This window comes from Pseudomonas reidholzensis (assembly GCF_900536025.1).
Classification (GTDB): Bacteria; Pseudomonadota; Gammaproteobacteria; order Pseudomonadales; family Pseudomonadaceae; genus Aquipseudomonas; species Aquipseudomonas reidholzensis.
Genome location: NZ_UNOZ01000013.1, coordinates 701,895 through 719,049, shown reverse-complemented (window position 1 = coordinate 719,049; position 17,155 = coordinate 701,895). Strand labels below are relative to the sequence as shown.

Genomic DNA, 17,155 nt, shown 5'->3' with positions numbered 1-17,155 from the left:
CCTTTTTTTCGCTGGATGGGCGATGCAAAATCGCCGGCAAAGCGTGCCACCGATCCGCCCGAGGGGCAATTGCGAATTGCACTCAACGGGCCAGCAAGACCGGTATTGATGCCAGCAGCATGGCCAGCTGCAGTTAATCCTTGCGAAGAGAAGACACTGACAGGGTACCGCCGCAAACCCTGTAGGAGCGGGCTTGCCCGCGAAGCGGCCGACCTGAGCAACGAGGCTGTATGGCACCGGCTGTGCCGGTGTTCGCGGGGCAAGTCGCATCGGCGCACCGCCGCTCCCACAGGGTTGCGTGGAGCCGCAGAATTCGTGCCCTACAGCGAATCCTGTGGGAGCGGGGAGCACTCAGCCCAATCGCTCGATCTGCGCCGGGGTGCGGCGCATCAGCACCTTGCCATTACGCACCGACACCAACGCATGCCCCTGGCTACGCACCATCTCGTAATCATCCGGCGCCGACAGTACCAGCAAGTTCGCCGGCCGCCCCACCTCGATGCCATACCGCTCACCCAGGTTCAGCGTGCGCGCGCTGTTGTCGGTAATCAGGTCCAGCGAGCGCTGCAGGTCCTCGTACCCGAGCATGTGGCAGATGTGCAGCCCCGCCTCGAGAATCCGCAAGATGTTGCCGTTGCCCAACGGATACCACGGGTCGACGATCGAATCCTGGCCAAAGCACACGTTCATCCCGGCCCGGTCGATCTCCGCCACGCGGGTCAGCCCACGCCGCTTGGGATAGGTGTCGAAGCGCCCCTGCAAGTGAATGCTCTCGGTCGGGCACGAGACAAAGTTGATCCCCGACATCTTCAACAAGCGGAACAGCTTCGAGCAGTAGGCATTGTCATACGAGCCCATCGCGGTGGTATGGCTGGCCGTCACCCGCGCGCCCATGCCACGCACCCGCGCCTCCTCGGCCAGCACCTCGAGAAAGCGCGACTGCGGGTCATCGGTCTCGTCACAGTGCACATCCACCAGGCAGCCCGTGCGCTCGGCCAGGTCCATCAGGAACTTCACCGACGACACGCCCTGGTCGCGGGTGTTCTCGAAATGCGGGATGCCGCCGACCACGTCCGCGCCCATCGCCACCGCCTCGGTCATCAACGCCCGGCCATTGGCGTACGACTCGATGCCCTCCTGCGGAAACGCGACGATCTGCAGGTCGATCAGATGGCGCACCTCTTCGCGCACCTCGACCATCGCCTTGAGCGCGGTCAGCTTGGGGTCGGTCACATCGACGTGGGTGCGCACATGCTGGATGCCATGGTCGACCAGCATACCGATGGTCTTGGTGGCGCGGGTCTTGGTGTCTTCGTGGGTGTTCAGCTCCTTGCGCTCGGCCCAGCGCTCGATGCCCTCGAACAGCGTGCCGCTCATGTTCCAGTTCGGCTCGCCGGCGGTGAGCGTGGCGTCGAGGTGGATGTGCGGCTCGATGAACGGCGGCACCACCAGGTTCTGCTCGGCATCGATGTCGTCGGCGTGCGCGGGCGCGGCGACGTCGGCCTGCGCCTGGATCGCGGCGATGCGGTCGCCGTTCAGCTCGATACGGAACAAGCCGGCCTTGCCACGCAGGCGTGCATTGATGATATTCATGGGTCTACTCCTTGCCTTGGGCTTCGGTCATGCGCCATATCAGCATAGCGACCGCAGCATTCATACGAAAAAGCGGGTCGTCAAGGGACTGCCCGCTGAGGTGTTCGATGCGTTGCATCCGTTGATTGAGGGTGTTGCGGTGCAGGCCCAGGCGCTGCGCGGCCTTGAGCGCGTTGCCGTTTTCGCTGAGCAGGGCGTCGAGGGTGTGCAGCAGTGCGTGCGGATGCTTGCGGCCGGTCTCGATCAGCGCACCCACCGTCTGGCTGACGAAGGTGTCGATCAACGAGCGGTCGCTGATGCCTTGCAGCAGGCGCAGCACGCCCAGCTCGCTGAAATCGCAGAGCCCGCTGGCCGGGCGCAGGTGCTGCGCCACCTCCAGCGCCTGGCGCGCCTCGTTGAGCGCCTGGCGGTAGTGGGCGCAGTCTTCGGCAAGGGTCGACAGGCCCATGGACAGGCTCATCTCCCCCGCTACGCCGAGCAACTGCCGATGCAGCTCGGCCAGCACTGCGCGCAGGTCTGCCGCCTCCGGCACCAACAGCACGAACAGGTCACCCGGCAACTGCGCCGTGACCGCGCCCGGGGTGGCTCGGCACCAGGCTTCGAGGTGATCTTCCAGCGCCTGCTGGGTGGCCTGCCACAGCCGCTCGGCCTGGGCCGGATCGTGGTGTTCGAACAGACCATCGAGCGACAGCCGCAACGCCACCAGCCGCCGCGGTTCATCCAGCGCCAGCTGCAAGTGCGCGGCGCGCTGCCGGGCGATCGCCAGGCTCGGGTAATCGCCGGTCAGCAGTTGGCCAAGAATGTCGTGGCGCGAGCGCCGCACCTGGGCCATCTGCACCAGCGCCGTGCCGATCAGATGAGTGACCACGACCATCTTCAGCGCATACGGCTGCTCGATCAGCGGCAGGCCCAGCTGCTCGGCGCGGGCGATCACCGCCGGCGGAATCTGCTGGATGAAGGTGCCGCCGGTGAGGATCACCAAGCCGGCGATCCCCACCGCCTCGCCATCCTCGACCAGGCTGAGCAGGTTGGCCTCGCCGCGCGGGTGATTGATGCCGGTGACGAACACCAGCTCGCCGCCCATCACCCACTCGGCGATGCCCTCGTTCTCCGCCACGTACGGCCAGCGCACCCGCCGCTGCAGGTTGCGCCCGCCCGCACGCACGGCCATGTCCTCCAGCCCCGGCAGGTGCAGAATCTCTTCCAGCGCCAGGCTCACGTCTCGACCTGACCCAGCGCCCGACGCCGCCCGCTCAGTTCAAGCAGGAGGATGTAGCACAGCGCCGACGCGCCGATGCCCACCAGCGGCGCGACCCAGGGCGAGGCATACGCCAGCACCGCGCCGACCGCATAGGCCAGCAGCCCTTTGAGGTTGTAGCGCGGCAGCCGCACCGAGGCCAGCGCCGGGTATTTGCCGCGATGGCGGTACCAGAAGTCCGCCATGATCACCCCGCCCACCGGCGGAATGATCGACCCCAGCAACACCAGGAACGGGATCAGCAGCTCGTACATGCCACCGATCGCCAGCACGATGCCCACCCCCGCCGCGACCAGCGTCGCCGTGCGCCGGCGCTCGCTGCGCAGCAGGTGGCAGGCCGCCGCCGAGACGTTGTAGATGGTCGGCCCCTGGATGGTCCAGAGGTTCAGGCAGAGCATCACCACCGCCGCGAACGACAGCCCCTGGAGAATCATCACCTCGACGATATCCGCCTGTTGATAGACCATCGCACACCAGGCCCCGGCCACCACCATCAGCCCGTTGCCGAGCAGAAAGCTGACCACGCTGGCCGTCACCGCCACCCGCCCGCTGCGCGACAGGCGCGTCCAGTTGGTGGCCTGGGTGGCACCGCTGGCAAAGGTGCCGAAGACCATGGTCACCGCCGCCGAAAACGTCATCGCCTCATGCGGCACCACCGCCGCCAGCCCGGCAAAGCCGCCGGCGTCATGCGTGGCGATGTACATCGACACCACCAGCAGCGCGAACATCAGCGGCACCGACACCCGCGACAGCAGGTCCAGGCCCTTGAAGCCGATGATCGCGGTGATGCTGAAGCCCAGGCCGAACAGCACCATCAACGGGATGGTGAAGCCCTCTGCCAGGCCGAGGATCTTCACCAGCACGATCGCCACCGTCGCCGTGCCCCAGGCGTACCAGCCCAGCTCGGCGAAGCCCAGGAGAAAGTCCGACAGCCGGCTGCCCGCCTCACCGAAGCAGAAGCGCCCCATCAGCACCGTGTTGAGCCCGCTGCGCGAGGCAATGAACGCCAGGCTCGCGGCGTACAGCGCCAGCAGCGAGTTGCCGATAGTGGCGATCCACAGCATGTCGACGAAGTTGAACGCCATGCCCAGCTTGCCGCCGGCGAACATGGTGCCGGTGAAGAAGGTAAAGCTGAACAGGACCATCGCGATCGGCAGCAGGCCCTTGCGGGCTGACTGGGGTGCTTCGCTGAGGGGGAATTCGCTGGGCGCGCTCATGGGGTGGGGCTCCGGGTTTTCGATGGGAGCAGCTAGAGCAATATGCGGGCCGGTTTTGTGCGGGCCTGGAACGCGGGAAAAGAGTGCGAATGGAACAATGGTTTATGTGCAATCTGCACTGCTTCCACTTATGAATAGCCAGATCAGTGTGCTTAATGACTCATTGCGAGGCAGTGCTGCACCATTCAGGAACAGGGCGGATGAGTAGTTCAGAAACGCGCCATTTGATCTATAGACGCAAATTACCTACTATTGAGTCTATAGATATTGAAGGTGGAGTATTCATGAGCCAAGCTACTGCAGCCCCAGCATCACCCACCAAGGATGTGGGCGCGGTCGCCTTGCGCACCGCCATCAACATCATGGAAAAGTGGCAGGCCAGCACCAAGCAGATCGAGAACGTCCTGCGCATTTCCCGCAGCACCTACGCCCGCGCCAAGGATCAACAGCGCGCGGTCAGCCTCGACAGCGACCAGATGGCCCGCATCAGCCTCGTGCTGAATATGCACGCCGCGCTGCGCACCGTCTTCGACAACCCGGACAACGTCTACGGCTTTGTCTCGATGAAGAACAGCAACGACTTCTTCGACGGCCAGTCGCCCCTGGAGGTGATGGCCCAGGGCTCGTTCATCCAGCTGTACGAAACCTTCCGCCGCATCGACGTGCTGCGAGGTGCGCAGTGGTAAGCGCCGCTGAGCTGCAGCCCCTGGAGAGCCGCGAGGCGATCAAGTCTTACCGGCTGGTGAACTCCAAGTACCCACCGATCGCGCTGTTCGATGATGTGGCCAGCGCGGATGAGTTCGACATCCTCTACCAGATCCAGGCCCTCACCAACCCCCGCCTGCAGAACGAGCTCGGCGCGCTGAAGCTGATCGCGCGCAGCGAGATTCCGTTCGGCATTACCGGTTGCTCGTATGCGACTGCGCCGTTTACCCATGTGAACCCGGATGGCTCGCGCTTTGGCGATGGCAGCTTTGGCGTGCTGTACCTTGCGGACACGGTGGAGACCGCGATTGCCGAGGTGCGGCACCATCAGCAGGCGTACTGGAGCAAGGTTGCAGGGCTGAACTATGAGCGGTTCGTGTTTCGCGGGCTGGTTTGCCAGTTCGATGAAACTGGGGTGCTGGATGCTACGGCTTTGCCACTCTCGAATGCCATCTATGCACCGGATGACTACAGCGCCTCGCGCGTGCTCGGGCGTGACGTAAGGCAGGCCAAGGCCGTGGGGTTGCGGTATCACTCGGTCAGGTCACCGGGCAACACGTGCTGGGCGTTGATGACGCCTCGGGTGGTGACGTCGATTGTGCAGTCGAGTCATTACGAGATGGTCTGGAATCAGCGGATTACCAGTGTGAACAAGTTGGTTTCGGGGGGATGAGCCCCGCCCGCTCTCGACTTGACCACCCTCCCCGCCTCGCACGGTAAGATGACCCACCGCCGCTTTGAGCAAGGAGTAAACGCGTGACCGTCATTACCCAAGTCGACACTACCCTGTGGGCCCTGATCAGCCGGCTTCAGGGCACCGAGCTGCAAACGCCCTACACGCCGTCCAACAGCCGGTTTGGGGTCGCCAGCATTGATGCGACCAGCGTCACGATCACTACCGGGGCCAAGGACAGTGCCGTGGTGCTCACCCGCGCCGCGTTTCAGCAGACGCTGGACTACCTGACCACGCACGAGCACATCGGCCAAGCGCACGCGGTGGTCATCCAATCCAGCCATGACAAAGAAAAGGCCGGCCCGTTGTGCCTTGCCGCACGCAAGCAGCCGAATGGTAAATCCGGCACCTGCGTGATTACCTACATTCTGCCAATCCTCGAGCAGTGCCAGGTAGTGGGCATCAGCCGCATGGCGGCACCGACCACCACCTGGCTGCTGCACTAACGCCCGCGCTCAGCGCCGCGGAATCCGGTCGCTGTCCGGCACGGTTGCGTTGATGCGTTTGAGCATCGCCATCAGCCCGCCATGCAGGCCCGTGCGGGTCGGCCTGCGACCCGCCAACTGTGCCTGGATGAGATGGCCGGGGCCGTTGTAGACCTCCTCGAAGGTACCGTCCCGGTTCATGCGGATGCCCAAGTAGTAGTCCGGCACGTGATGGACCGGGAAGGTTAGCGTGGTGCCGAAGGTGGTCTTGATCTGCACGTTGCGGCCTATGTCGCAGACGGCGTCATGGTGCCTGGTCAGGCCCTCGTTGAGGGTCAACTGGTAGGCCAGGCTCGCCACCACCTCACCGATATCACCGACCAGGCGGCCATCCAGGGTGAACGGCTTGCCGGGGTAGACTTGCTGCAACTGAGCGACAGCGCCGAACAGGCCTTCGAGGGCCTGCTTGATCTTCAGTTCGTGGGACGGGTCCATACGCTTCCTTGACGGGTGATCTGATGGGTGCACGAATCAGGTCGGCAACGCTAACGCGGCTTGGGCTGCAATGCCATCACTTCGCGCCAGCCCCACAGTACAGGGGCAGCCGGCGTTGATGGTTAATGACCGTTTCCGGCAAGATGCGCCGCCTGGTTATACGCCAACTCCATTTTGAAAGGATCACGCTCGTGGCTATGACGGCCTTTGAAACACTGTCTTCGGCAATAAAGTTGCATTACTGGGCAGTACCCGGCCCACTCGCAGACCTGGTGCGGATGTCTCTGCCTGCGTCCTTGATCGCTTGGGCGGTCTTCGCCATTTGCGCGGCGGGCGTGCCCTTTACCGTAAAGAGTACCCGAGCGCAGATCATAGGATTTGGCATCGCCATTATCGGTGCGCTGCTCATCTGCGTTTCATCTACCTCGAGCGCGCTGACGGCCAAACGAGCGTTGCCGGCCCTGCAGCAGCAGATCGCCGAGATCGACGCCAAGACCCGCGATCACACCCTTTCGGCCGAACAGCGCACATCACTTGCCGAGGACCGCGCCGAGTTCGAACAGCAGGTGGAGAAACAGGAAGCGCTGATCGACCTTGCCAGCCTCATGACCAACTTCGCAGCCATGACGCTTGGCGGCTTTGGTGCCGGCCTGCTCACCGCGGTGGCGACCACTACACGCACCCGTGAAGAAGAAGAGGCGCTGGACGCGCCGGTGTTCGCGAACATCCTGCTCGGGCTGCGTTACTGCTTCTGCGGGGTCATTGGCTCCTCCATTCTCACGACCGTGGCGCTGCTGATTGCAGCGGGGATGGGATGGATCAGCACGCAACCCTACCAAAGCGGCTACATCGTGGCGTGCTTCAGCCTGATGGTGGCTGCGGTGCTCGCCCAAATAGGCTACTGCCTGGCGGTTGTGCAGTCCGCGCCCAGACCCAGGCCGCTGGGGTCGGTCGTGCTTGGCCTGATTGCCGCTTACCTCTATGTCATGGGCATCAGCCTCGCCGCAGACTTTTTGGGCGGCTGGGTCTGGCTCAACGTGGTGGTTGTGCTGCTGTTCGGTAACGTGAGGCAGTGCTTGCGCTTGCAGCGTTCTGTCGCCTGAACCCGCGAGCAGGCCTCAGTCCAACACGCCATCAAGCAGCCCGGTGCCATACGAATTGTCCACCACGCACAACCAGCGCTCCCCCACCTGACGGAACACATACGTCGCCCGCCGCGTGAACGACTCGCGCGCTCCAGAGGCATCGGCTACCGACAGCGATGTCTCCATGATCACCAAGGCCACCTCCCCGCCCTGGACCACCTCCATCCGCCCCTGGCCGACCTGCAAGCTGTGATTGAAGTGCTCGGCGATGGCGACGAAGGCCCGGCGAATCGCCGGCTTGCCGCTCACCGTGAGCCCAGGCTTGACCACCAGCGTGGCGTCGTCGGCGTAGAAGTCCATCAGCGAATCGAAGTCCTCCGCCGTGATCGCACGGTCGGCGGCTTCGATGGTTGATTGCAAGGCGTGGGTCACTGCATCCATGGTGGCTCTCCAGGTAGACCCCGGATGGCGAGCATGAAAAACCCGCCATCGAGGCGGGTGGTGTGTGCGTGGTACGCGCTAGCCCGCCGGGGTGAGGACGGCGTTAATAATCAGCGGGGCGCGGAAAACGGCTTGGGTTGTCATGGGTCGACTCTGCCGCAGATCGTGCGGCAATACAACCAGTACGCTGGGCCGCGGCGCGCGCGTTAAAAGTCTATTTGTTCGCCAGGCCATTGATCACGCGGCGGCGACACCGGCAAGATGCCCGGCGAATTGCTCACACAAGGACCGTCCCGTGCAAACCTCCGCACCTGCCCTCTCCTCGCCCGCCGCACCCGTGCCGTCGAACTACAACTTCTTCAAGCGCCTCGCCATGCTCGTGCTGGCTGTCGTCATTTATCTCGCGGCAAGCCTGATCGTCGTACTCCCCGACCCGTCCCTCCCCCTCACCAGTCAGCGGCTGATCAACACGGTGGGGTATGCAGCCGTCGGCCTGCTGGTGCTGTTGTTTTTGCAGTACCGCAAACAGGGCCTGGCCGAAGTCATCATGGGCCAACGCTTGCGCCAGCCGTTGGTGTACGGGCTGGTGGCCATGGTCGGCACCTATGCGCTTGGCGGCCTAGTGATGTCCCTGTTCGACATCCCCCGCGAAAGCTTCATGGTGCATTTCTACGACGGCCTCGGCCCGATGCAGGTTGCCCTGCTCAGCCTCACGCTGGTGCTGTTTCCACCGGTTGCCGAAGAGCTGCTGTTCCGCCATTACCTGATGCGCGTGTTCCCGCTGCACAAGGGCCGGTTCTGGCAGTGGACGGCGATCGTGGTGAGCACGTTGGTGTTTGTCGGTTTGCATGATCAGTACGACAACTACGTGACGCTGGTGACCCTGCTGGTGGTTGGTTTGATCCTCGGTATCGCCCGCGTGGCCAGCGGCGGGCTGCTGGTGCCGGTGCTGTTGCATGCGTGTGCGGAAGTGGTGGCGATCACCATCAACTACCTGCAAATGGATTGATCTTTGGGCGCGGGCTTGCCCCGCGATTACGGCCGGTGGGCGTGACCAAACGATAGTATCACCATGATATCATCGCGCCCGCTTCCGGGAATTCAGTCCGGCCTCGCACCACTCACCACTGCCTCAAGGAAGATCATGAAGAAAATCACCTGCCTGCTCACCCTCCTGGCCCTCCCTCTGGGCGCCATGGCCTACGGCGAAGTCGGCCAATGGTCGAGTGGCTGGGGCCAAGGCACGTCCGAGTACAACGTCACCGACGCTGCCGGCAACAGCCTGTACATCGCTTGCAGCGAGGACCGGCCCGTGAGCATGACGCTGACTGTGAAAGGTGCGGAGTACGGCACCTACAGCGACAAGGGCTTCGACCTGCTGGTGGATGGTGAAGAAGTCCAAACGCCCTACGAAACCGCCTCGCGGGTAGGTGCCAACAACTTCATCTTCGTCTGGGACGCGCTGCGCAAAGCCAAGACCTTGCAAGCCAAGACCAGCGACGGCCAGGTCGTCACGCTGCCAACCAAGGGTTCGGCCAAAGAGCTGCCAGCCTCGGGCACTCAAGGGTTCGCCTGCACAACCGAGTTCTGATCTCGCGTTACAGCGATGGCGCCCTACTCCGGGCGCCTTTTGCCATGTGACGGTCTTGCCTGTCCCGCTCTGGTGGCAGCGGCCCGATCAAGTCCTGGCCTATCACTCAGCAAGCGCGACGCTGAGCGCTACTGGCCATCCTCACACTCGAGATATTCACTTGCCGCGTGCTCCCAAGGCAGCGCCGGTTGCGAGCGATACAGGCGATGAGTACCGCCTTCGAACACATACGTTTGCAGCTCCTGGAACCAGCGATTACCGCTGTCCATGGTGAACGTCACTACGAAGAATATCAGCGGCTTGCTGGCCGACGCCCAAAGCTCTGACGCTTTATTGAGGGTGGCTTGGAGGTTCTTCTCCGCGCTGTAGGAAATGAACGTCGAGAACGCGGCGTTCGCATGGGTGTTCAGCAGCTTCTGGATTTCCCCGACATTGTCCTTGTGCGCCTCGATCCATTCCCACTCCACATTCGACAGGACCTTGCCATCCGGGAACTTCAGCACGGCATCGGTGCGGGCGTTTTCGAACACCGCCCTTGCGCCCAGCAGCTTGGCGCATTGCTTCACCATATGGCCGATGTGGATAGTCCAGTTCGAGGTATTGGAGTACGCCCCTTCGATAACCGGGAAGTCTTGGTACCAGAGGCAGTTGAACAGCGTGATGAAGTCTCGCTCGATACGTTTCATGGTCGATCCTTGATAGGTGCTGAATATAGGCGCGCTCTGCCCTTGCCTGCATGGGGAAACGAAACTTTAACCAGTGATAGCCTATCGCCACAACCCTCGATTGCGGGGTAGCCACTGTTAATGCCTGGGGGCGCACGAAAGCAATAAAAAAGCCGCCTCGATCAATCAAGGCGGCTTGATATACAAGTCACTCAGTCTCTGTCTCAGCCTTATCCGGAGTCATCTCCTCCTTGCCCTGCGCCTCCCCACGCAGCCCCGGGATCTGCCCATCGATCATCGCCTTGGCCATCCCGCTGAGGTAGTAGGTAGCGCGCAGCAGTGGCTTCGCTTGCGCAGGGTTCTCCAGGGCCTTCTTGCTGAGCCCGGTGATGCACGCCAGGATCTGCAACGTTTCCTGCAGCACCTCCCTGGCGGGCAAGCCCGGCACAGCCTGGACCCAATCACGGTGGCTGCCTTTGCGCACACGCCCGACCACGCTGACCACCTTGAGCCCTGCCGCATGCTTGGGCTGATCGTCCTTCTCCATCTTGCTACCCCGCTGTCTGACAGCGCAGCCAAGGTCCGCCTCTACCGGCAAGCCCTCGTCCGCGCCCGATTGAAAAAAGGAGCCTGCCGCTCAACAGCGCCTGGTTCACCACGTCGACCCGCGCAACCCTACGCAGATCTCTGCCCGTCACCTGGCCAACCACAACGCTGAAAAACGACAGGCGAGCTGAGACTAGAGCGGGGTTAGCGCCGCCACAACGGGGGTACACGGGGAAAGAGGACCTTTGGGAAAAGGACTACACGATCCTCGGAAGAACACGCGAATGTCCTACAAAATGCCGGAGCATTATGCGGCTGTACTGGATCAGACAGATCTGCGCCTGGCGCACTTAAACCAAAACCTCTGCAGCGAGGCATCCCCCTTGTAGGAGCGGGCTTGCCCGCGAAGGGGCCGCCCGGTGCACAGTCCCTGCCGGGTAAGCCTTGGCCCTCAGCCGTGGGCCACTACGCAACTTCAAAACGGTGGCATGAGCGCGGAATCAAGCAGGGAAAAACCCACAAGAGCACATTTGTACTCCCGTGGATTTTCCGGGACATGGAATGGCGTCCAACCCTTTCAAGGCGCCAACCCAAGCTCCGCATCATCAAGCAGCGCCTTAGCCATCGCACTGAGGTAGTACGCCGCCCAAGCCGCACGCTGATCCCCCTCCATCACGCCCTGCAAACTCAGGTGGTGAGCGTAATCAAGCAGCTCCGACGCCTGTTCGCGCGCATGTTGGCAAGGAATCCCCGCCTCGATGCCGAACAACGGCACGGGCTGCTCATCGCCTTGGCAGAATTTGGTCAGCCCAGGGGTGGTCGGGGTTTTGGTGGTTTCCGTCATGTTCAGTCTCCCTCTCGCGGGTGTCTGGCCGGGCCTCATCGCGGGCAAGCCCGCTCCTACAGGGACGAGGCCAACAGGAAACCGCCTGTGCCGCTTTGCACAGGCGGTTCTCGGGTTACTCGGCCACTGAGCGAATCATCAGTCCATGATTCACATCCTGAGCCAGCGCCTTGGCCATGCCGCTGAGATAGTGGATCGCCGTCAGCAACGTCGGCCCCTCCTCCACTTCGCCCATCGCCAGATCACTGAGCTTGTGTACTGCACAGATCAGCACAGTCGCCTGTTCGACCGCATGGCTCATTGGATGCCCCGCCTCCACGCGGAACAGTGGCGTTTCAGTGTCGTAGTCAGCGCCTACGCCGAAATGACCTACGCCCACGGTGGTCACGGCATCGATGGCCGGTTTTTGCAGATCCTTGTCCATACCACTCCTCCCCCGGCCCCGCGTGTACCGCGAGGCCTGATCTTGAATGTGAATACCTGAGTTACCGGGGAATCCCGGGGATCAGTGCTGCGGCTGCAAACGACTCAGCGCCACTTCCACCAAGGTGCGGGCGTGTTCGATTTCGTGCATGGCTGCCAGGGTCAGGACTTGGCCTGGAGGTTTGACGTGGAGCAGTACCGTCTGCTGGGAGACGGTCAGGGCGCAGACCAGGTATTCCGAGATCTCAATCAACAGATCTTCAAGAGAGAGGGATGAATCTTTCGAATGCAGCGGTGGATCAGGAACGATCTTGAGCACGGAGCTCCTCCTTGTTTTAGGTCGGAGCCACAACGCACCTGCTGTCAAACAAGAGGTGGCGGCTATACGTGGGTTGACAGACCGGAAAAAACAAGGAAAACCGGCGCACTCGAGGTGCCCCACGTACAGCCACCATAACGGCGTCGCACATGCGGTTTTTGTTTTATCTGCAGTCTGTCAAAACTGATCGCTGATTTGGCAGCGACCTGGCGAGACTAGACGGCTGGATACACCGCCGCAATGGCTTGAGAGCTCAAGAAGTGTGTTTGGGAAATGGACTACACGGAAGCGGGAAATTCTGAGAACCGGCAAGAAATTGCCACAGTTAGTTGGGCTGATCTATCAACCGCGCATGCGGACCACAGCAAGATGCTCGTGGTGGCTGATCAGTACCAGTCGTCCCTATCTGAGGGGCACAAGCTTCGAATTGCCCGCGCCGAGCCTGCGCTACGTTCTGTGGAACGTCCTTTCCTAGCCACACACCACTTAGCTCCTGTAGGAAATTTCCTTCTCTTCTGTAGGAAGTCGCGCTATCGTGCCTGGCGATATGCCACCTCAAGGACGCGAGCTGTAGACCGTGGAAATATTTACCCCTCCAAGCCCTGGAACCTTTCTCAATAATACCGAGCTGACTGCCATCTTTCGATGCAGCACTCAAGGCGGAATGCGCAGATCACACCTGACAGAGACTCTAGTGATTGTCTCAAATCACACTAAGTCAGTTTACGATGACAGGTGGATAGGCGAGATTTTCCACTACACCGGCATGGGGCAAACGGGTCACCAATCTCTCAAGTTTTCGCAAAACCGAACGCTTAATCTTTCAGCGAGCAACGGCGTTGCGGTGCATCTATTTGAAGTATTCGTACCTCAGCAGTACACATATATTGGGGAAGTACAGCTGGAAAGCCCGCCATATCAAGAGTCGCAGCTCGATGCTAAGAAGATTATGCGAACCGTATGGGTCTTTCCCCTGCAACTGAAAACCGCGCTGCCTCCGGCTATCAGTGCCGCATCCCTTCAGCAACTGATTGCTCTGAAGCAAAGGAAGATCAGCAGAATGAGTGACGCTGAAGTCGAGCATGCTGCCCGAAGGACTGAGCAACGCCAGGTAAGCCAGCGCGCATCAACAACTACCTACTTTCAGCGGTCTATCTGGATAGCTGAACATGCGAAACGGCGCGCGAAAGGGAAATGTGAACTCTGTGTGAAAAATGCTCCTTTTCTTCGAAAAAACGGAGAACCTTATCTCGAGACCCATCACATCCAATGGTTGGCTAATGGTGGTTTTGACACCATCGAAAATACCGTTGCTCTATGCCCCAACTGTCATCGCCGCATGCACACCTTGAACTCAAATACAGATATCAAAATTCTGCAAAACAGGGCTAAGTTTGGAAATAATCGAACAAAGCCTAAATGACGAAAAAGGGAGATGAGAAGCCCAGTTAGCTATGACTTAACTTTTACGTTCTGGATAATAGCAATAGTGAGATTATTCGAAAATTCGCACTACTTCCATTCAGCTCCGAGAAACACCAAGGAAATAATTTCCTCTTTCTTCCAAATTAGGTCTCTTCAAAGCGGAAGCGGAACAACTCCCAGCCGCCTCTCTCTCGCCCGCCAATCCTGCGACCATCAAAGGTTGAATTAGGGGGCGTGCAGGGGAAGATTAATTTATTGGCAATTTTTAGCCGAACGACGAATTTCTGCATTGGGTCAGTAGCGGCCACCCGCCAACAGGAATATCGCTCCTCTTGCCCCTTGGCAATAGAGGCGACGAATGAGTCGCCTTTTTTGTAATGCCGTCGACGTGACGTCACCCGCCTTCATGGTTGTCCTCATCACCGGATCTTGAATCAATGGCTTCAGACGAAGAGATCACCATCATCGGCGGTTCACTCGCCGGACTCACCCTAGCACTCGCATGCGCAGCATCAGGTTTGAGAGTTCGTGTACTTGAGCAGTCCGAAGGACACGCGTCAGGCGGCGACAGTCTAACCGTCGATCTGGCCCTCCTTGCCGCCACAACCGGGTACGATCCCCGTGTGTCACCTGCGCTCCCGGTCGTCCCAGCCTACAGAGATCTCACTACTTGGCCAGCGCTCTATGGCTGGTTACGAGACCGCGTGAACGAGGCTCCCGGCATAGTGCTTGAAGGCGGCAGACGAGTGTCTTCTGTTTCTGACCTGGACGACTCAGTTCAAATCACCTTCGCAGATGGCCATCAGCAAACGGCGCCAGTGGTTACTGGGGCGGATGGCTATCGTAGCGTTGTTCGACGAGCGATATCGCCTGAGGCGCCGTTTGCGAAATACGCAGGCTATCTCGTTTGGCGTGGGCTTGTTGAAGAGCAAGCGCTGCAAAACCCGGTGTCCTGGCCCTCGGATGGGGGCCTTTGGATTGAGTTCGTAGGCAGTTACAGACTTGTTGCAGCAACGCTGCCAGGTCGTGACGGATCTGTTCAGCCTGGACAGCGACAAATCACATTTGCCTGGTTTGACGCCCATCAAGATGAGCTGCTGCGTCGTACTGGCTGTTTGACCGCAGAAGGGCATATTGTCGGAACTCTCGCCCGAGGCATGATCGATGACAGCGTCAGGTCAGCACTAGCGAAGCGTGCCCATACCATATGGCCGGAAAGATGGCGGGAAGCCGTGCTGGCAGGTATCCGCTCTCCAAAGACGCTTAGCGGCTCTCCCATCGCTGAATACCTTCCGCAACGGCTTGCCCGAGGCAACATGGCGATCATTGGTGATGCTGCGCACGTCATCACGCCTATGACAGGCAGAGGGCTTTTGACTGGCATGGAGGATGCTTCGACCTTGGCGCATCTGCTGGCGAGGCGAAGCCCCGGAGAAACATTTGCTACTGTGCTTGCGCGTTATGAGCAGGCTCGACTGCCATTCATCCGGGGCTTAGTGAAGCACTCAATGAATATAAGCAGTGAGTATCTGAAACTCGCCCGAGCATGAAGAGAAGCGGGCAGACGGTTTAACTGTCAGGGTCCGCTTTGGGTCGATAGCGGTCAGTCGCCACCGGCGGCTTTCGACCCGAAGCTGCCGGTGAGCCGCACTGCACTCTTTTTGGGCAGGCCTCAAGGATGCTCGTGGGTGACCACCTGCTTCACTGGTCATCCTTGGAAATCCGATCACCCCAAGACCTGTATTCGCTGTTGCTCATCCAAAGCGATGGTCAATCGGTGCAATGGAAAGGATGGTTTGCAGCGAACGATATGGTGACACCAACAAACTTCGGCTTAGCCTTTGACCGCAGCGGTGGGCTGCAAGCCCTCAGAATTGCTGCTTGATGCTGGGCTGTAAGACCGAGACAGGAAAAATTGAGATTGCTCCCACAGGCTCGGGATGGGTGCATTTGCCTAGCATTGGCGAGTCTAGATCTAACCCTGTTGAACCCCGTGACAGCGGCATCGCCATCCCATACGTCGCTAGCAGCCCCATTACTAGCTGACCTGCGGGAGCAACAATCCTAAAGCCCGGCCGTTGTCGCAAGGTGACGGCGGCCATCTGCGGTGCTCAGGCCGCAGCCGTGTTAATCGCAGGTCCGCCATCGACCCATAGCAGACGTTTGTGAAAGGTAGCAATCGGCCAAATGCGACCACTTGGAGATGCCTACGAATCAAGTGGCGATTCAGACTTCGGTGTATCCTCGGAGTATTATCTACGAGGCTCGTCGCATTTTTATAGTCGACTTGCATAAACACCGGACCAACACCAGGCTCGATGATTACCGAGAGGACTGCTGGCGCATGACTGAAGAAGAGATCACCATCGAAGATCCAGTAGAGTGGCTGCTGGGGGCGGATGAGTTCCATCACGCTCTATATGCCGCAGCGCTTCGAAATTTGGAAGACCTTGATAATAAGCTCCGCTTTAACAACTTTGCCTATGCCTTGCGGGAGCTGACCAGCTCCATTCTTAAGCAACGGGCTCCCAAGGAAGACGTCTTGAGGTGTTCGTGGTACAAGAATGAGGTTGATCACATTGAGGATGGGGTCACGAAAATTCAGCATGCTCGGTATGTGGTTCAGGGTGGATTGTCAGACGAATACGTGGAAAAGGACTTAAATCTTGATGTATCGCCGGAGCGTAAGGCGATCCGAGACTCGCTGAAAGAGTTGAGCAATTACACGCATGTAAGCGAGGCAACCTTCAACCTTCCGACTCAGGAGGTCGAAATACTTGTTGAAAAGTCACTTGATGCCCTAAGAGGGTTGGGAGTGGCGATGGTTAACTGTCGCAGCCTTATAGCTCATAGTCTTTTTGAAGCAATCGAGGCCCAAGCGATTGACGAGGTCGTTTCTGACTCTCTCGAAGCACTAGATAGCGTAGCTCATCACTACTCGCTGGAACACGTCAGCGTCAATATCAGCGGGGTTGAGCGGATCACCCACGACACTGTTCATTTGTTCGCAGCCGGGTTTATAGACGTTCAACTTCAATGGGGTTCTAATTCGGATGTTCGGCGCGGTGATGGTCACTTGCAGGATGATTCGTTTGAGTTTCGGTGCAACCTCACATGCTCTGTCGAGGATCCTACAGGTGATTCACTAGCAATGGAAGAAGACTCCATTATGGTGAACACGAAAACTTGGGGACAGCGGGAGGACGAGTGGGGCCATGTAAATATGACTGACTCTGAGCCTGCGGATTAAGCAAATTGGCCCAGTCCGGAGTGCTGCCCCCGATCCTGGCCTTGAGTTGAAATTCGTTCGTACCCAACAAACTGATCAAATCGACCTGGGTTTTTCTAAAATCATCCAACTGACTGTTTCTGGCTGACTGCTGCTTTCCA

The 17,155-nt window shown here is 59.9% G+C and carries 20 protein-coding genes; 10 read left to right on the top strand and 10 right to left on the bottom strand.

The genetic code is table 11. The features are described 5' to 3' along the window. Window positions 1-351: 351 nt before the first annotated feature. The 3 genes from codA to codB are packed head-to-tail and all read right to left on the bottom strand — an operon-like array spanning window position 352 to window position 4,068. Window positions 352-1,593, bottom strand: coding sequence for a cytosine deaminase (gene codA, locus CCOS865_RS11565; protein ID WP_119140814.1), 1,242 nt, complete (start codon window positions 1,591-1,593; stop codon window positions 352-354). A gap of 4 nt (window positions 1,594-1,597) precedes the next feature. Continuing rightward, window positions 1,598-2,812, bottom strand: a complete 1,215-nt coding sequence (locus tag CCOS865_RS11560) for a PucR family transcriptional regulator (protein WP_119140812.1) — start codon at window positions 2,810-2,812, stop codon at window positions 1,598-1,600. Beyond that, the gene (codB, locus tag CCOS865_RS11555) at window positions 2,809-4,068 is read right to left on the bottom strand and encodes a cytosine permease (RefSeq protein ID WP_119140810.1); all 1,260 of its coding nucleotides are present in this window, start codon (window positions 4,066-4,068) and stop codon (window positions 2,809-2,811) included. The genes CCOS865_RS11560 and codB overlap by 4 nt, the downstream gene beginning before the upstream one ends. A gap of 284 nt (window positions 4,069-4,352) precedes the next feature. Here codB and CCOS865_RS11550 point away from each other — a divergent pair, with 284 nt between their 5' ends. The 3 genes from CCOS865_RS11550 to CCOS865_RS11540 all read left to right on the top strand — a co-directional run bounded on the left by CCOS865_RS11550 (window position 4,353) and on the right by CCOS865_RS11540 (window position 5,952). Continuing rightward, window positions 4,353-4,754 carry an antitoxin Xre-like helix-turn-helix domain-containing protein gene (locus CCOS865_RS11550; protein ID WP_119140808.1) on the top strand — a complete coding sequence of 134 codons (402 nt, stop codon included), beginning with the start codon at window positions 4,353-4,355 and terminating at the stop codon, window positions 4,752-4,754. Beyond that, entirely contained in the window at window positions 4,748-5,446 is a 699-nt protein-coding gene (locus CCOS865_RS11545; RefSeq protein ID WP_119140806.1) for an RES family NAD+ phosphorylase, read from the top strand. The genes CCOS865_RS11550 and CCOS865_RS11545 overlap by 7 nt, the downstream gene beginning before the upstream one ends. Before the next feature lie 83 nt (window positions 5,447-5,529). Beyond that, a complete protein-coding gene (locus CCOS865_RS11540) occupies window positions 5,530-5,952 on the top strand; it encodes a hypothetical protein (RefSeq protein ID WP_119140803.1) in 423 nt (140 codons plus the stop codon). Window positions 5,953-5,961: 9 nt separating this feature from the next. Here the strand turns inward: CCOS865_RS11540 and CCOS865_RS11535 are convergent, their stop codons facing one another. Continuing rightward, window positions 5,962-6,426: a DUF6998 domain-containing protein gene (locus tag CCOS865_RS11535; protein WP_119140801.1), complete on the bottom strand. Its 465-nt coding sequence runs from the start codon at window positions 6,424-6,426 to the stop codon at window positions 5,962-5,964. Window positions 6,427-6,551: 125 nt separating this feature from the next. On the opposite strand from CCOS865_RS11535, the gene CCOS865_RS11530 reads away from it, so the two are divergent. After that, complete coding sequence (locus CCOS865_RS11530; protein WP_119140799.1) at window positions 6,552-7,529, top strand: hypothetical protein; 978 nt, start codon at window positions 6,552-6,554, stop codon at window positions 7,527-7,529. Between the two features lie 15 nt (window positions 7,530-7,544). Here CCOS865_RS11530 and CCOS865_RS11525 read toward each other — a convergent pair whose 3' ends face one another. After that, window positions 7,545-7,952, bottom strand: a complete 408-nt coding sequence (locus tag CCOS865_RS11525) for a YybH family protein (RefSeq protein WP_119140797.1) — start codon at window positions 7,950-7,952, stop codon at window positions 7,545-7,547. A gap of 295 nt (window positions 7,953-8,247) precedes the next feature. Here CCOS865_RS11525 and CCOS865_RS11520 point away from each other — a divergent pair, with 295 nt between their 5' ends. Together CCOS865_RS11520 and CCOS865_RS11515 are read left to right on the top strand one after the other, a co-directional pair. Further along, the gene (locus CCOS865_RS11520; protein ID WP_167469047.1) at window positions 8,248-8,961 is read left to right on the top strand and encodes a CPBP family intramembrane glutamic endopeptidase; all 714 of its coding nucleotides are present in this window, start codon (window positions 8,248-8,250) and stop codon (window positions 8,959-8,961) included. A gap of 135 nt (window positions 8,962-9,096) precedes the next feature. Beyond that, window positions 9,097-9,543: a hypothetical protein gene (locus CCOS865_RS11515; RefSeq protein ID WP_167469046.1), complete on the top strand. Its 447-nt coding sequence runs from the start codon at window positions 9,097-9,099 to the stop codon at window positions 9,541-9,543. 128 nt (window positions 9,544-9,671) lie between these two features. Here CCOS865_RS11515 and CCOS865_RS11510 read toward each other — a convergent pair whose 3' ends face one another. From CCOS865_RS11510 to CCOS865_RS11490, 5 genes are all read right to left on the bottom strand, one after another. Then, complete coding sequence (locus CCOS865_RS11510) at window positions 9,672-10,229, bottom strand: hypothetical protein (protein WP_208644519.1); 558 nt, start codon at window positions 10,227-10,229, stop codon at window positions 9,672-9,674. 187 nt (window positions 10,230-10,416) lie between these two features. Continuing rightward, entirely contained in the window at window positions 10,417-10,755 is a 339-nt protein-coding gene (locus CCOS865_RS11505; RefSeq protein ID WP_147406507.1) for a DUF3077 domain-containing protein, read from the bottom strand. Window positions 10,756-11,331: 576 nt separating this feature from the next. Then, window positions 11,332-11,598, bottom strand: a complete 267-nt coding sequence (locus tag CCOS865_RS11500; RefSeq protein WP_119140789.1) for a DUF3077 domain-containing protein — start codon at window positions 11,596-11,598, stop codon at window positions 11,332-11,334. A gap of 115 nt (window positions 11,599-11,713) precedes the next feature. After that, window positions 11,714-12,022, bottom strand: a complete 309-nt coding sequence (locus tag CCOS865_RS11495) for a DUF3077 domain-containing protein (protein ID WP_119140787.1) — start codon at window positions 12,020-12,022, stop codon at window positions 11,714-11,716. Between the two features lie 81 nt (window positions 12,023-12,103). Beyond that, on the bottom strand, window positions 12,104-12,340 hold the full coding sequence (locus CCOS865_RS11490; RefSeq protein ID WP_119140785.1) for a hypothetical protein: 237 nt from the start codon (window positions 12,338-12,340) through the stop codon (window positions 12,104-12,106). Window positions 12,341-12,917: 577 nt separating this feature from the next. Here CCOS865_RS11490 and CCOS865_RS11485 point away from each other — a divergent pair. The 4 genes from CCOS865_RS11485 (at window position 12,918) to CCOS865_RS11470 (ending at window position 17,015) form a co-directional block, all read left to right on the top strand. Then, window positions 12,918-13,763, top strand: a complete 846-nt coding sequence (locus tag CCOS865_RS11485) for an HNH endonuclease (RefSeq protein WP_244216086.1) — start codon at window positions 12,918-12,920, stop codon at window positions 13,761-13,763. Between the two features lie 439 nt (window positions 13,764-14,202). Then, entirely contained in the window at window positions 14,203-15,315 is a 1,113-nt protein-coding gene (locus tag CCOS865_RS11480; protein WP_119140780.1) for an FAD-dependent monooxygenase, read from the top strand. A 134-nt stretch (window positions 15,316-15,449) separates the two neighbouring features. After that, complete coding sequence (locus CCOS865_RS28305) at window positions 15,450-15,650, top strand: hypothetical protein (RefSeq protein ID WP_208644518.1); 201 nt, start codon at window positions 15,450-15,452, stop codon at window positions 15,648-15,650. Between the two features lie 459 nt (window positions 15,651-16,109). Continuing rightward, on the top strand, window positions 16,110-17,015 hold the full coding sequence (locus tag CCOS865_RS11470; RefSeq protein WP_147406506.1) for a pPIWI-associating nuclease domain-containing protein: 906 nt from the start codon (window positions 16,110-16,112) through the stop codon (window positions 17,013-17,015). Window positions 17,016-17,155 lie beyond the last annotated feature (140 nt).